The sequence below is a fragment of the Brevibacterium sp. 239c genome (assembly GCF_900169365.1).
In the GTDB taxonomy this organism is placed as follows: Bacteria; Actinomycetota; Actinomycetes; order Actinomycetales; family Brevibacteriaceae; genus Brevibacterium.
The window spans coordinates 75,364-87,256 of record NZ_FXZH01000010.1 but is presented as its reverse complement, the minus strand read 5'-3'; the positions used below and the strand labels follow the sequence as shown (position 1 = coordinate 87,256).

The following is an 11,893-nucleotide window of genomic DNA, read 5'->3' as shown; positions in this document are numbered from 1 at the left end:
CAACCGCGATGTCCGGTGGCCTGTCTGCCACGATGCCACGTTGCCGCCTGCGGCCCAAGTGGTTGTCGACGAGGTCTATGCTGAAAAGAGAGCCGCCGTTCGCGCCGCACCGTAGGAGACCGAAATGGTTGAAGAGAGCATCGACATCGAACTACAGGACACCGGAGAGTTCCTGGCCAGCATTCATACGGGTGCCGGAACAGAGGAGATCGTGCTCATCCTCTCCGATGCCGAAGACGTCTCGGATGGTGTGCTGCGCAATGACGATGCCACCGCTCGGGCCGCTGTGGAGTTCATGCTCAGACATCAGTCCGCCGGCGATCTGCCGGATCGGATCGATCTCGAAGACATCTCTGCCGCGTATGACGGAGGTATCGAGGCGATCCGCGAACTGCGCGGCTAGCTGCGGCGGCAGCTGCACGGGCAGAGCAACAAGATCTATCGGCCCCGCCGTATTTCAGCTCTTCTGGGTTCGATTCAGACTTTCGTCTTCGCATCGGTCTTCTTCTTTCCGAACATCCGTCGCCACGGCAGCACCGAGACGAGGGCGAGCAGGGCAATGATGATGAAGACCATGGCAAGCGGATCGGAGATCACGGCCCAGAAATTGCCGCCTGTCAGGCCCAGCGCCTGTTGCAAGTTGCGCTCGAGCATCTCGCCCAGGACCAGTCCGATCACCAGCAGCGCAGGCGCCATTCCAACCAGCCGCATGACATATCCGAGTACTCCGAACGCCAAAGCGATATATACGTCAGTCACAGAATTGTGAATGCTGTAGCAGGAGATGAGCGCGAGCATGAGGATGACCGGAGCCATGAAGGGCATCGGGATTGAGAGGATCTTCGCGAGCAGAGGAGATGCGCCGATGTTGATGACGACACCCATGATCGCGCTGACCAGCAGCGCACCGATGATCGTCCATGCGAGTTCCGGATTGGCGTCGAAGAATCCGGGTCCTGGATTGAGGCCGTACATCATCAGATAGGCGAGCAGCACTGCGGTGGTGCCCGAGCCGGGAATGCCCAATGTCAGCAGGGGCACCATCGAACCGGAGACAGCGGCATTGTTCGCGGACTCAGGAGCAACCAGCCCTCGAACCGCACCTTTGCCCATTCCGGCCGATTCCGGAGCAAGGCGCTTTTCCAGACCATAGGAGAAGAAGGCTGCGATTGTCGTGCCCGCGCCAGGCAGGACACCTGCGATGAAGCCGATGACGGATCCGCGCAGACTTGGAAGTGTTCCCTGTCTGAGTTCACGACCGGTGGGCAGGAACCTCCCTGACAGCTTCGACATGACTTGGGAGTCTTTGCCCATCGTGGTGCTGGCGAGGATCTCTCCGACACCGAATACACCGATGATCGCGACAATCGGGTCAATGCCTTCCAACAACGTGAAGCTGCCGAAGGTGAACCGGGGAAGGCCGGATTGAAGTTCGATGCCGACGGTTGAAACAGCGACGCCGATGGCCACAGCGGTCAGCCCCAGCATCGGTGCCGATCCGACCAGGGTTGCACTGAGGACGAGCGCCATCACGACGACGGCGAAGTACGCTCCCGGACCGAATGCCAGTCCCAACTCCGACATCGGTCCGGCAATGAATGCGAGACCGAGGAAGGCCAGCATACTTCCTACGAATGAGGCGATGGCTGAGATCGACAGCGCGGTTGCGGCCTTGCCCTTCAACGCCATCGGATGCCCGTCGAGGGTAGTCATGATGGCACCCGGATCCCCGGGAATATTCAGCAGGATCGCGGAGATCCTCCCGCCGTATTCGGCCCCAAGGTACAAAGACACCATAAGCGGCAAGGAGATTTCGGCCGGAACCGTAATCGCGACCGGCAGCAGCAGCGCAATCGCAGTCGACGGGCCGATGCCGGGCAACAGGCCAGCGACTGTCCCGAGGATGACTCCTCCGAGGATGATCAGCAGCAAGCTCGGCGAGGTAGCGATTCCGCCGAGGGCCGAGAGCAGTTCATTGACAGTGTTCATAGCTGCAGACCTCCAAAGACCCAGTATTCAAGCCAGCCGACTGGCAGGAGGACGTTGAGCCAGACATCAAAGATGAGGAACAGCACCATCGCTATGACGATGTTGATGGCGAAGAGGCCGCAGGCTCGGGCCAGGCTGAGCCGGACACCGAACACCGTCATCGACACGAGCATCGAGAAGATCACCGAGGCTTCGACGAAACCGATGAGAAAGACCGATGCCGCGTACAGACCGAAGAGGACGATGCACCAGCCGACACGAAGAATTTCGCCCCCACCGACAGGTCTGACTTCAACGCCGCCGCGCAGGATGGCGACGATGCCAAGGATCGTTGTGCACAGTAGAACGATGCCGACGACAACGGGAAATGATTTCGGACCGATGCCGTCCTCACCGGCAGAGCTTGGAAGCAGAAGCGCGTTGATGAAGAAGAAGACCGCGAGAAAGCCAAGAACAATGGTCGAAATTCCCGCCGAGGTGGTGCGACTTCCGGCTTCCAAGTACGGTTCATCGACCGCATCGGTTGCGGTGGGTTCGGTGTTCGCACTCATTTCACCAGCCCCACTTTCTTCAGCACCTCTGTCGATTCCTTCTTCTCGGGTTGAATCACCGTCTCGAGCCATTCGTCACCCGCGAGGTAGTCGGGGTTGATTCCCAAGGCATCGGATTGTTTGACGAAATCGTCGGTCTCCACTGCCTCCTGCAACGCCTTACGCCACCAGTCGACTGCGTCTTCGGGCATGTCTGCCGGACCGAAGACACCTCGCCAGTGGTTGATGGTGATGTCCATTCCGAGGTCGTGCCATGTCGGCACCCCTGGTGCCAGGTCCACTGGTTCCGGTGCCGACACCGCAATGATCTCGATGTCTCCACTGTCGACAAGTTCCATGGCTTCCGACATTCCGGTCGAAGCCACGTCGATCCGTCCGCCCAACAGCTCGTTGTTGAGGTCCCCACCATCAGAGAATGCAACGAGATTGAGTTTGGAGAGTTCGTCGACTCCGAATTCGCTGGCGGGGCGGAGGACATTGAGCTGATCATCACTGGGGACCGTTCCGATTCCGAAGTTGACCGAACTCGGGTCCCCCTTGACGTCGTTGAGAACCTTCTTTGCCGAGTCGTATTCCGACCCGGCCTTCACGATCCACACTTCGTAGTCGGTGGTCAGCTGAGCGATGGGGGTGAAGTCCTCCAGCGACATTGTGGTGGTTCCGGTGATGTTCGAGAGGAAGATGCGGTTAGATTCGAAAACGACGGAAGTGCCGTCGTTCTCCCGCTGCAGAACCGCGGCGCGAGCTGGGTTCCCTCCCCCACCGCCCATGTTTTCGATCGACATGAAAGTGTCGATATCCGCTGCTTCGAATCCGTCATTGGTGATACGTGTAGTCAGGTCGAGGCCGCCTGGAGACCCAGCTGCAATAGCGGTGACACGAGGAGGCGGAAAGCCTTCGTTTCTATGGATATCGGGCATGCACGCCGTCGTCACGGCTATCAGCGAGAGTCCGATGGACGCTGCGCCGATGCGTCTGACAGCCCGCTTCAGCGAGGATGATCGCGCCAGTGGGATTCCGAAGTGGAGCATGGTCCGCACGTTACCCGCTGATGACTTCATACCTCAACGGTCCCTGCGAGAATGAGACACACGAGCTGAGAACGGAGCCTCGAGATCCCGCATATCGGCACACCCCATCCGGACTACAACACTGAGCACAGCGAAGGGCAGGACCGACATGATCTGTCGGTCCCGCCCTTTACTGTTCACCTGTCTCAGGCGCTCAAACGTCTACTTCGCGATGCGTTTCCCACTCTTAAGTCTCACAGAGCTTCAGCCTCGCGAAGGAGCCTCAGTCCAGCAGGTCATGCCTGACGATCGACTGTTCGCGGTCGGGACCGACGCCGATGACCGACATCCGGCAGCCCGAGCGCTCCTCGAGTGCGAGCACGTACTTCTGGGCGTTCTCCGGCAAGTCATCGAAGGTCCTGGCTCCGGTGATGTCCTCAGTCCAGCCTTCGAAGTATTCGAAGATGGGCTTGGCGTGGTGGAACTCGGTCTGCGACATCGGCATCTCATCCTGGCGGACTCCGTCGACTTCGTAGGCCACGCACACGGGGATTCTCTCGATGCCGGTGAGCACGTCGAGCTTCGTCAGCACGTAGTCGGTGAAACCGTTGACGCGTGCAGCGTAACGGGCGATGACAGCGTCGTACCAACCGCAGCGGCGCGGACGTCCGGTGTTGACTCCGAACTCACCGCCGGCCTTCTGCAGGTACTCCCCCATGTCGTCGAAGAGTTCCGTGGGGAATGGCCCGGCACCCACACGTGTGGTGTAGGCCTTGACGATTCCGACGACTCGGTTGATGCGGGTGGGGCCGATCCCCGAGCCGACGCAGGATCCGCCGGCAGTCGGGTTCGACGAGGTCACGAACGGGTAGGTGCCGTGGTCAACGTCGAGCATGGTCGCTTGGCCACCCTCCATGACGATGACTTCGCCACGGTCGAGAGCATCGTTGAGCAGCTGCTCGGTCTCTGCAACGTAGGGGCGCAGTCGTTCGATGAAAGGCTCGAAGTATTCGACGATCTCCTCAACGTCGACGGCCCGACGGTTGTAGACCTTGACGAGGAGTTCGTTCTTCTGCCGCAGCGAACCTTCGATCTTCTGGCGCAGGATCGACTCGTCGAAGATGTCCTGGACGCGGATGCCCAGGCGTCCGATCTTGTCCATATAGGCGGGCCCGATGCCGCGTCCGGTGGTGCCGATGGCACGTTTGCCCAGGAACCGTTCGGTCACCTTGTCCAGGGTCTGGTGGTAGGGCGCGACGAGGTGGGCGTTGGCCGAGATCCGCAGCTTCGACGTGTCTGCTCCGCGGGATTCCAGAGCCTCGATCTCCTCGAACAGTGCTTCGAGGTTGACGACGACGCCGTTGCCGATGACCGGGGTGACGTTGGGTGAGAGGATGCCTGCCGGCAACAGTTTGAGTTCGTACTTCTCACCGCCGACGACAACCGTGTGACCTGCGTTGTTCCCGCCATTGGGCTTGACCACGTAGTCGACGCTGGTCCCGAGGATATCGGTCGTTTTGCCTTTACCTTCGTCACCCCATTGGGCGCCGACGACAACGATTGCTGGCATGAGAGTTGTTCACCTCGAAGTGAAGGGAGGGGATGTCATTACCGCATTAGTCTACTGGGTCACTGTGACACGGCAGGCGTCGCACCCCGCCTCGGCGCAGATGTGAATCCAGACGCCGAAGGTTTCAACATCCACAACGCGCTCGACCCGAATCCTTGCGCCCACCGGTGCAGCCCCATGAGAGCTGGCTTCCGTCGAAGCCCAGGAGTACCATTTCTACGTAACGTAGAAATCCGTCGGCGTCACCGACGGCCCCCTTCCAGCAAGGAACCGCAATGCCCCGTGCACGTATGCGATCACTGACGATTCCCGGCGTGGGCGCGGTCGCCCTCTCCCTCGGCCTCGTGTTCACGGGCCCCGGAGCAGCCTCGGCCCATGTCACCGTCGAACCGGACTCGACTGCCGCAGGCTCCTACACTGTGATGACCGTCAGCGTCCCCCACGGATGTGAGGGCAAACCCACCGAAAAGGTCCGGATCGGTCTGCCAGACGAGCTCTCCGGAATCACACCGAGCGTGAATCCGAATTGGAAGATCACGTCCGTCCACGAAGACGGCGACAAGACCAAAGACGTCAAGGAGATCGACTACACCGCGAAGACGCCGCTGTCGGCGGATCAGCGGGACTCCTTCGAACTCTCCCTCTTCCTCCCTCCCGAGACCGAGGGGAAGACCCTGGTCTTCCCGACCACACAGGAATGCAAGGGCGCTAAGACGAAATGGGATCAGGTGCCCAAGGAGGGCCAGTCAGAGGAGGACCTGGACTCCCCCGCCCCGTCCTTCACTGTCACCGCCGCCGAGGCTGACCCCTCCGCAGGCGCAGCCCCCGACAGTTCCGAATCGGCCCAGGATCCCTCGGGTTCGGGCGAGCAGGCAGCCAGCGAAAGTTCCGCAGCACCCCTGGCGCTCGGAATCATCGGAGTCGTCCTCGGTGCCCTGGGGCTCGTCGCAGGCGGTATCGCACTGCTGCGCACGCGGCGCAGGTCCTGACCGACGATGAACCAGATCTCACGACTGACTCACCTCATCCTCGCCGCGGCGGCTCTGGCACTCGCCCTGGCACTCGGTGTGTCAGCGGTGCCGGCCTTCGCCCACGATCAGCTCGTCGAAGCGACGCCGGGCGACGGGGACACCGTCGGTGCTGCGCCCGACGCCGTCGAAATGGTCTTCAGCGGATCTCCACAAAAGGTCGGCAATCAGATCCGAGTCGAGCACGATGGTGAGAACGTCGCCACGGGCGAACCCGAAACACAGTTTCACACGATCACGCAGAGCCTCGAATCGGAGCTGACCCCCGGTGACTACACCGTCGACTGGCGAATCGTGTCCGAGGACGGCCATCCCGTCAGCGGCACATTCTTCTTCACGGTCAAGGGAACAGGCGACGAGGCGAATGAGACCGAATCGGCGCCTCAGCACACAGACACCTCGGCGGCCACCGGCCCCAAGCGTTCAGCGGGTTCCGACAGCTCGTCTGCCAGCGATGACGACGGGTCGGGCTCCATCGGCCTCATCACGGTTTCAGCTGCCGTCGTCATCGTGATCGCCGCGTTCATCGTGTTCGTCGTCGTCCGTACGAAGCGATCGCGCAGACACGGCTGACACCGTCCTTGTTCCCCGGCGCTTCGTGGACTTATGCTGAGGCCACCACTAGTTCCGTCGTTCGGGCACGTTGCTCCTGAACCTCGTCGGAGACAGAGTCGACTTCAGGGCACAGGCGCCCGTGGAAGGCCTGCTCATGTCCATCACGAGTTCGTCAACACCATCGTCAACCGCATCTGCGAGTGCCTCACTTCCCTTCGCCAGCCGGGCTGAGCACCTCGTCGGCTCCGTCATCGATTCCTCCGTGGCGATGCTTGCCACCTACGATCACGACATCGTCAAATTCGGCATGGGCGCACCTGCCCCAGACATGCTGCCGTCCGAGGATTTCGCCCGGATCGCGAACAGCGTGTTCACCCCCGAGAGCTTCACCTATGGGGCAACGGAGGGCGAACCGGTCCTCATCGACGCGCTGCTGAACTACTTGCAGGAGACCGGTCAGATCCCTGCCGAGCATTTCGGCAACCGTGACCGTCTGGTCATCACCACCGGCGGCATGCAGGGAATCGACCTCGGGTTCAAACTCTTCGTCAGCCCCGGAGACCTCGTCCTCTGCGAGGCTCCCACGTACACGAACGGATCGGCCACAGCACTGAGCTATGAGGCCGAGATCGCCGAGGTGCCCGTCGACGAAGAGGGCATGCAGGTGGACCTGCTCGAAGACATCGTGGCGCGGGCCGGGCGGGCGCCCTCTGTGATCTATACGGTCCCGACATTCCAGAACCCAGCCGGAGTGACGATGTCACTGGCCCGGCGCGAGAAGCTCCTGGAGTTCGCCCACCGCCACAACTCGGTCATCCTCGAAGACAATCCGTACAGCACGCTGCGCTTCTCCGGGGAGGACCTCCCTTCACTGAGCCAGCTCAGTCCCAACGATCCGCTGATCTTCGGCGTGCGCACCTTCTCCAAGTTCGTCGCCCCCGGGTTGCGCGTCGGCTGGCTCGACGCCGACCCGGAACTGCGCGGCCTCATCATCAATGCCAAGCAGGTCATGGACTCGTGCACGAGCCTGCCGACTCAGCACATGGTCGCGAAATGGCTCAACGACGGCAACGCGGAAACGCACGTCGCCCATCTGCGCCGCTCCTACGGCGAGCGCAAGCAGACCATGACGTCCGGTCTCGAACGGCTCTTCGGCCAGGAGGTACGCTCGACGGATCCCGACGGGGGCTTCTTCCTGTGGGTGACGTTCAACGACGAGACCGTCAACACCGAGGACCTCATGCCAGTGGCTCTGGAGGAAGGCGTGGCCTATATTCCCGGCACGGCGTTCTCCCAGACCGGTGACTTCACGAACGCGCTGCGGCTGTGCTTCGCCTCGGCGGAACCGCAGCGTATCGAGGAGGGTCTGCAGCGTCTGCGCCGAGCCGTCGACAAGTACAACTCGGCTCGTTCCCACGCCCGCCACTGACTCAGCGCTGACGAGTTTTCCCTCGAGCGCGGCGTTCGATCACTCGAGCGCCGCGTTCGTGCCCTTAAGCGCGGCGCTCGCGCTCTAGAGCTTCCCGTCACCCTCGCCGAGGCGGCTGATCCATTGGATGAGCAGCGCGGTCTCGGTCGTGCCGAGAATCTCCGGGTGCGCCGCCGCGCGCTCGATGACCGAATGCCCCAAACGCCTCTCATCGTCGCTGGCCTGCGCTGTTCCGGTGATCGCCGCGAGCACACCTTCGCGCACTCCTGCTGAAAGGTCCGGGTCGTCCTTGCCCTGGATGATCAGGCGCAGGGTCACTCCGATGTTCGTCGCCAGGATGTGGGCGGCTGCCTGCTCGTAACCGACCACCAACCGCCCCTGCCCCTCGGCCTGCCGTGTCAGCGAACGCAGGATCTCACTGGGCTTCGACTGCGCCTCCGGCGAATACCCAGGCCGCACCTTGCCGTACATGAGCGTGTAGAAGCCCGGGTTCTCCAACCCGAAGGACACATGCGCATCCCAACCCATCCGCAGGTCCTGAATCGGGTCCCCGCTGGATTCAGAGGCGGACTTGGCCGACAGGTACATGTCGAAGCCACGTTCGATGACGGCCTCGATGAGCCCCTGCTTATTGCCGAAGAAGTGATACAGAGTCGGCATCTTCACGCCCACCGCATCACAGACCGCACGCAGCGAGAAATCCTCACCGGGAGCCGCAGCAATAAGGTCCGCAGCCGCATTGAGCAACCGGGTCCGTGTATCGATTGAGGCCATGTCTGTCATGTCGCTATATTATCGTGTATTGTCGATATAGCACGATATACCACCGATATAGATGGAGACGACATGACCAACCATTCGCTTCAGGGCAAGACAGTTCTCATCGCCGGCGGCGGCAAGAATCTGGGCGGGCTCATCGCCCGACAGGCCGCCGAGGCAGGTGCCGATATCGCCATCCACTACAACTCCGAGTCCTCCCGCCCCGAGGCCGAAGAGACGCTCGCCGCGGTCGAAGCCAGCGGGGCGAAGGGCGTGCTCCTGACCGGAGACCTCACCCAGCCCGCCAACGTCGAGACGCTGTTCGCCGATGCCACCTCGGCGCTGGGGACGATCGACATTGCGATCAACACGACCGGCAAGGTGCTGCGCAAACCCATCTCGGACACCACGGAAGACGAGTACGACTCGATGTTCGACATCAACTCCAAGGCCGCATACTTCTTCATCAAGGAGGCCGGGAATCACCTGGCCGACAACGGGAAGATCGTCACAATCGTCACGGCGCTGCTCGCGGCGTTCACCGACGGCTACTCGACCTACGCCGGAGGCAAGAGCCCGGTCGAGCACTTCACCAGGGCGGCGGCAAAAGAGTACGCAGAGCGCGGAATATCGGTCACGGCGATCGCACCCGGCCCCATGGACACCCCTTTCTTCTACGGCCAGGAAACACCTGAGCGGGTAGAGTTCCACAAATCGCAGGCCATGGGCAATCAGCTCACGCGGATCGAGGACATCGCACCGATCGTGCGTTTCCTCGCCACCGATGGCTGGTGGATCACCGGCCAGACGATCTTCGCCAACGGCGGATACACCACCCGCTGAGTCGACCACAGAACTTAAGGAGACACCATGTCAGATCTGCAGATTCCCGAACCCGTCGCCGGCTTCATCGACACCGTCAATGCCCACGATGACCAGGGATTCTTGGACGCATTCACCACCGATGGCACGGTCGATGACTGGGGCCGCGAATTCACCGGACGTGAGGCGATCAGGGCCTGGAGCGACAAGGAATTCATCGGCGCGACCGGCACACTCACCCCCGAAGAGGTCAGTACCGACGGCGATGAGATCACCGTCATCGGTGACTGGCGCTCAACACACGCAAATGGCCGGTCCTCGTTCGCCTTCGTCGTCGCCGGCGACAAGCTGAGCAGAATGACCATCCGCGAGGGCTGAAACCTCCCCTCTCCGTCATATTCAGTGTCAAGGAACCGCCGGATGCCTGTCATCCGGCGGTTCCTTCGCATGCCCCCTGTGGCAGAATGAAGGGGACGCACACCAGCGTCGCGGCGGTGGGGCTCGCCGTACCCAACCTCGGTTCTCCGACAACAGTCCCTACCTCAACCGGCGTCAGCATGCCCGAAAGGTAGGAGATCCCATGCACAGTGCACCCATCGTCGTCGGCGTCGCCCCCGGCCAGCCCGCCGAGGTGGCCCCTGAGTTCGACCCGGACCTGCACTCCGCGATCTCCGAGATCCTGCGCGGTTCGACCGTGGATTGGACGACCCGGTGGCTCGCCGGCGGCCCTGCACAGGAACTGACCCGCATCGCCGAGGAAGTCGACGCACAGATGATCGTCGTCCCACTCGCGTCGAGTCACGAACCAGCACCGTCGAATCCCGAAGACTCCAAGGGAGGCGATCGATGAGCCGGCCGAATTCCTGGCGAGCGCCGCACCGGCGACCGTTACACCGGCGACCGGCGCACCTCCGGCTTCCCTATCTCGGCCTCGCCGTAGTCGGCGGCACCCTGGGCACGGCCGCACGCGAGGCGGTGTCACTGGCTTTTCCACCACTGGCTGGGATTCCGGTGGCGATCTTCGCGGTCAACATCCTCGGCGCGTTCCTGCTCGGTCTCCTTCTCGATGCGCTGGCCCGCCTAGGTCCCGACGAGGGACGCCGACGCACAGTGCGCATCATGGTGGGCACCGGCTTCATGGGCGGTTTCACCACGTACAGTGCGCTGGCCACCGATGCTGCAACGCTCATCGGCAGCGGCTCTCCCGGCACCGGCATCGCATATGGCCTGACCACCCTCCTCATCGGCGCGATTGCCACCTGGGCGGGAATCGCAGCGGCGAGCGCAGCCCATGATCGCCGAGGTGCGCAATGACTCCGCTCCTCTTCATCGCTTTGGCCCTGGCCGGCGGCATCGGCGCAGCGGCACGGATGCTCCTCGACGGCCTCATCAAGTCACGTGTGAATGGAGCGATCCCGTGGGGGACGATCATCATCAATGTCAGCGGATCCCTCGCATTGGGCCTGCTCACCGGACTGGCCACGTCCCACATCCTGCCCGAGGCCTGGCAGCTTGTGATCGGCACGGGATTCCTCGGCGGGTACACGACGTTCTCGACGGCCAGCTTCGAGACTGTACTCCTCGTTCAGGAGCGCAGGTGGACGGCCGGCCTCATCAGTGGTCTCGGGACGTTGGTCCTTGCGACCACTGCGGCAGGGCTGGGACTCTGGGTCGGCGGACAGCTGTAGCTGCTGGAGCCGTATGCCCGCCTCACCTCACCCCAGTCCAACTCACCGGCACATCATGAGAGCATTCTCATCGCTGCGGCGCCCAACCTCGGCGCCGCTTCGTCCATACTTGTCGTATGGGACGCTACGGATGGCTTCTGGTGATCGGGGTCGTCCTCCTCGGCGCTTTGGGCTGGTTCGGCGCCGGCAAGACGCTGGCCGAGGACGACACTCACCTCGGCCCGCCGGTAGTCGTCCCGACGCCGACAGCACCCCCATCGCCTCCCACGCCTACGGATGAGCCGACCCTCGACACGTCCCAGAGCCCGGCACCACAGCCCTCTGATTCGAGTAATTCCACCGGAACCGCCCATGGCGCAGACCGAATCAAACCAGGTCCGCCCAGGACTGCCGGCGACGATGACGATGACGATGACGACCACGACGACTCAGACGATGCGGACGACGATGACGACGACGGATACGACGATGACTGAGCTGGGCGAGGACGTG

15 protein-coding genes are annotated in these 11,893 nt (G+C 62.3%); 10 read left to right on the top strand and 5 right to left on the bottom strand.

Annotation, left to right across the window (positions count from 1 at the left end; all coding sequences use genetic code 11):
• The first annotated feature begins 124 nt into the window (after positions 1 to 124).
• Positions 125 to 403 (top strand): hypothetical protein, encoded by a 279-nt coding sequence (locus BSP239C_RS11000; RefSeq protein ID WP_101572775.1) that lies wholly within the window; start codon positions 125 to 127, stop codon positions 401 to 403.
• Between the two features lie 74 nt (positions 404 to 477).
• Here BSP239C_RS11000 and BSP239C_RS10995 read toward each other — a convergent pair whose 3' ends face one another.
• From BSP239C_RS10995 to BSP239C_RS10980, 4 genes are all read right to left on the bottom strand, one after another.
• Complete coding sequence (locus tag BSP239C_RS10995; protein WP_101572773.1) at positions 478 to 1,989, bottom strand: tripartite tricarboxylate transporter permease; 1,512 nt, start codon at positions 1,987 to 1,989, stop codon at positions 478 to 480.
• Complete coding sequence (locus BSP239C_RS10990; protein ID WP_180958985.1) at positions 1,986 to 2,540, bottom strand: tripartite tricarboxylate transporter TctB family protein; 555 nt, start codon at positions 2,538 to 2,540, stop codon at positions 1,986 to 1,988. The genes BSP239C_RS10995 and BSP239C_RS10990 overlap by 4 nt, the downstream gene beginning before the upstream one ends.
• Positions 2,537 to 3,571: a tripartite tricarboxylate transporter substrate binding protein gene (locus BSP239C_RS10985; RefSeq protein WP_219618884.1), complete on the bottom strand. Its 1,035-nt coding sequence runs from the start codon at positions 3,569 to 3,571 to the stop codon at positions 2,537 to 2,539. Before BSP239C_RS10985 ends, BSP239C_RS10990 begins: the two co-directional genes overlap by 4 nt.
• A 262-nt stretch (positions 3,572 to 3,833) precedes the next feature.
• Entirely contained in the window at positions 3,834 to 5,120 is a 1,287-nt protein-coding gene (locus BSP239C_RS10980) for an adenylosuccinate synthase (protein WP_101572769.1), read from the bottom strand.
• A gap of 275 nt (positions 5,121 to 5,395) precedes the next feature.
• On the opposite strand from BSP239C_RS10980, the gene BSP239C_RS10975 reads away from it, so the two are divergent.
• The 3 genes from BSP239C_RS10975 to BSP239C_RS10965 all read left to right on the top strand — a co-directional run bounded on the left by BSP239C_RS10975 (position 5,396) and on the right by BSP239C_RS10965 (position 8,132).
• Positions 5,396 to 6,109 (top strand): YcnI family protein, encoded by a 714-nt coding sequence (locus tag BSP239C_RS10975; RefSeq protein WP_101572767.1) that lies wholly within the window; start codon positions 5,396 to 5,398, stop codon positions 6,107 to 6,109.
• A 6-nt stretch (positions 6,110 to 6,115) separates the two neighbouring features.
• On the top strand, positions 6,116 to 6,721 hold the full coding sequence (locus tag BSP239C_RS10970) for a copper resistance protein CopC (protein WP_101572765.1): 606 nt from the start codon (positions 6,116 to 6,118) through the stop codon (positions 6,719 to 6,721).
• Between the two features lie 136 nt (positions 6,722 to 6,857).
• Complete coding sequence (locus BSP239C_RS10965) at positions 6,858 to 8,132, top strand: PLP-dependent aminotransferase family protein (protein ID WP_101572878.1); 1,275 nt, start codon at positions 6,858 to 6,860, stop codon at positions 8,130 to 8,132.
• A gap of 84 nt (positions 8,133 to 8,216) precedes the next feature.
• On the opposite strand, the gene BSP239C_RS10960 is transcribed toward BSP239C_RS10965, so the two are convergent.
• Positions 8,217 to 8,915: a TetR/AcrR family transcriptional regulator gene (locus BSP239C_RS10960; RefSeq protein WP_101572763.1), complete on the bottom strand. Its 699-nt coding sequence runs from the start codon at positions 8,913 to 8,915 to the stop codon at positions 8,217 to 8,219.
• Between the two features lie 63 nt (positions 8,916 to 8,978).
• On the opposite strand from BSP239C_RS10960, the gene BSP239C_RS10955 reads away from it, so the two are divergent.
• The 6 genes from BSP239C_RS10955 to BSP239C_RS20715 all read left to right on the top strand — a co-directional run bounded on the left by BSP239C_RS10955 (position 8,979) and on the right by BSP239C_RS20715 (position 11,877).
• On the top strand, positions 8,979 to 9,734 hold the full coding sequence (locus BSP239C_RS10955) for an SDR family oxidoreductase (RefSeq protein ID WP_101572760.1): 756 nt from the start codon (positions 8,979 to 8,981) through the stop codon (positions 9,732 to 9,734).
• Positions 9,735 to 9,761: 27 nt separating this feature from the next.
• The gene (locus BSP239C_RS10950) at positions 9,762 to 10,091 is read left to right on the top strand and encodes a nuclear transport factor 2 family protein (RefSeq protein ID WP_101572758.1); all 330 of its coding nucleotides are present in this window, start codon (positions 9,762 to 9,764) and stop codon (positions 10,089 to 10,091) included.
• Between the two features lie 202 nt (positions 10,092 to 10,293).
• Positions 10,294 to 10,563, top strand: a complete 270-nt coding sequence (locus BSP239C_RS10945) for a hypothetical protein (RefSeq protein ID WP_101572755.1) — start codon at positions 10,294 to 10,296, stop codon at positions 10,561 to 10,563.
• Complete coding sequence (locus BSP239C_RS10940) at positions 10,560 to 11,027, top strand: CrcB family protein (RefSeq protein WP_101572753.1); 468 nt, start codon at positions 10,560 to 10,562, stop codon at positions 11,025 to 11,027. Before BSP239C_RS10945 ends, BSP239C_RS10940 begins: the two co-directional genes overlap by 4 nt.
• On the top strand, positions 11,024 to 11,401 hold the full coding sequence (crcB, locus tag BSP239C_RS10935; RefSeq protein WP_101572751.1) for a fluoride efflux transporter CrcB: 378 nt from the start codon (positions 11,024 to 11,026) through the stop codon (positions 11,399 to 11,401). The genes BSP239C_RS10940 and crcB overlap by 4 nt, the downstream gene beginning before the upstream one ends.
• 116 nt (positions 11,402 to 11,517) lie before the next feature.
• Entirely contained in the window at positions 11,518 to 11,877 is a 360-nt protein-coding gene (locus BSP239C_RS20715) for a hypothetical protein (protein WP_180958984.1), read from the top strand.
• The last annotated feature ends 16 nt before the right edge of the window (positions 11,878 to 11,893 follow it).

What these genes read in the sequence shown, in the direction of transcription:
- BSP239C_RS11000 (WP_101572775.1), top strand. Translation starts at nt 125, where the DNA reads ATGGTTGAAGAGAGCATCGACATCGAACTACAGGACACCGGAGAGTTC.
- BSP239C_RS10995 (WP_101572773.1), bottom strand. Translation starts at nt 1,989, where the DNA reads ATGAACACTGTCAATGAACTGCTCTCGGCCCTCGGCGGAATCGCTACC.
- BSP239C_RS10990 (WP_180958985.1), bottom strand. Translation starts at nt 2,540, where the DNA reads ATGAGTGCGAACACCGAACCCACCGCAACCGATGCGGTCGATGAACCG.
- BSP239C_RS10985 (WP_219618884.1), bottom strand. Translation starts at nt 3,571, where the DNA reads ATGCTCCACTTCGGAATCCCACTGGCGCGATCATCCTCGCTGAAGCGG.
- BSP239C_RS10980 (WP_101572769.1), bottom strand. Translation starts at nt 5,120, where the DNA reads ATGCCAGCAATCGTTGTCGTCGGCGCCCAATGGGGTGACGAAGGTAAA.
- BSP239C_RS10975 (WP_101572767.1), top strand. Translation starts at nt 5,396, where the DNA reads ATGCCCCGTGCACGTATGCGATCACTGACGATTCCCGGCGTGGGCGCG.
- BSP239C_RS10970 (WP_101572765.1), top strand. Translation starts at nt 6,116, where the DNA reads ATGAACCAGATCTCACGACTGACTCACCTCATCCTCGCCGCGGCGGCT.
- BSP239C_RS10965 (WP_101572878.1), top strand. Translation starts at nt 6,858, where the DNA reads ATGTCCATCACGAGTTCGTCAACACCATCGTCAACCGCATCTGCGAGT.
- BSP239C_RS10960 (WP_101572763.1), bottom strand. Translation starts at nt 8,915, where the DNA reads ATGACAGACATGGCCTCAATCGATACACGGACCCGGTTGCTCAATGCG.
- BSP239C_RS10955 (WP_101572760.1), top strand. Translation starts at nt 8,979, where the DNA reads ATGACCAACCATTCGCTTCAGGGCAAGACAGTTCTCATCGCCGGCGGC.
- BSP239C_RS10950 (WP_101572758.1), top strand. Translation starts at nt 9,762, where the DNA reads ATGTCAGATCTGCAGATTCCCGAACCCGTCGCCGGCTTCATCGACACC.
- BSP239C_RS10945 (WP_101572755.1), top strand. Translation starts at nt 10,294, where the DNA reads ATGCACAGTGCACCCATCGTCGTCGGCGTCGCCCCCGGCCAGCCCGCC.
- BSP239C_RS10940 (WP_101572753.1), top strand. Translation starts at nt 10,560, where the DNA reads ATGAGCCGGCCGAATTCCTGGCGAGCGCCGCACCGGCGACCGTTACAC.
- crcB (WP_101572751.1), top strand. Translation starts at nt 11,024, where the DNA reads ATGACTCCGCTCCTCTTCATCGCTTTGGCCCTGGCCGGCGGCATCGGC.
- BSP239C_RS20715 (WP_180958984.1), top strand. Translation starts at nt 11,518, where the DNA reads ATGGGACGCTACGGATGGCTTCTGGTGATCGGGGTCGTCCTCCTCGGC.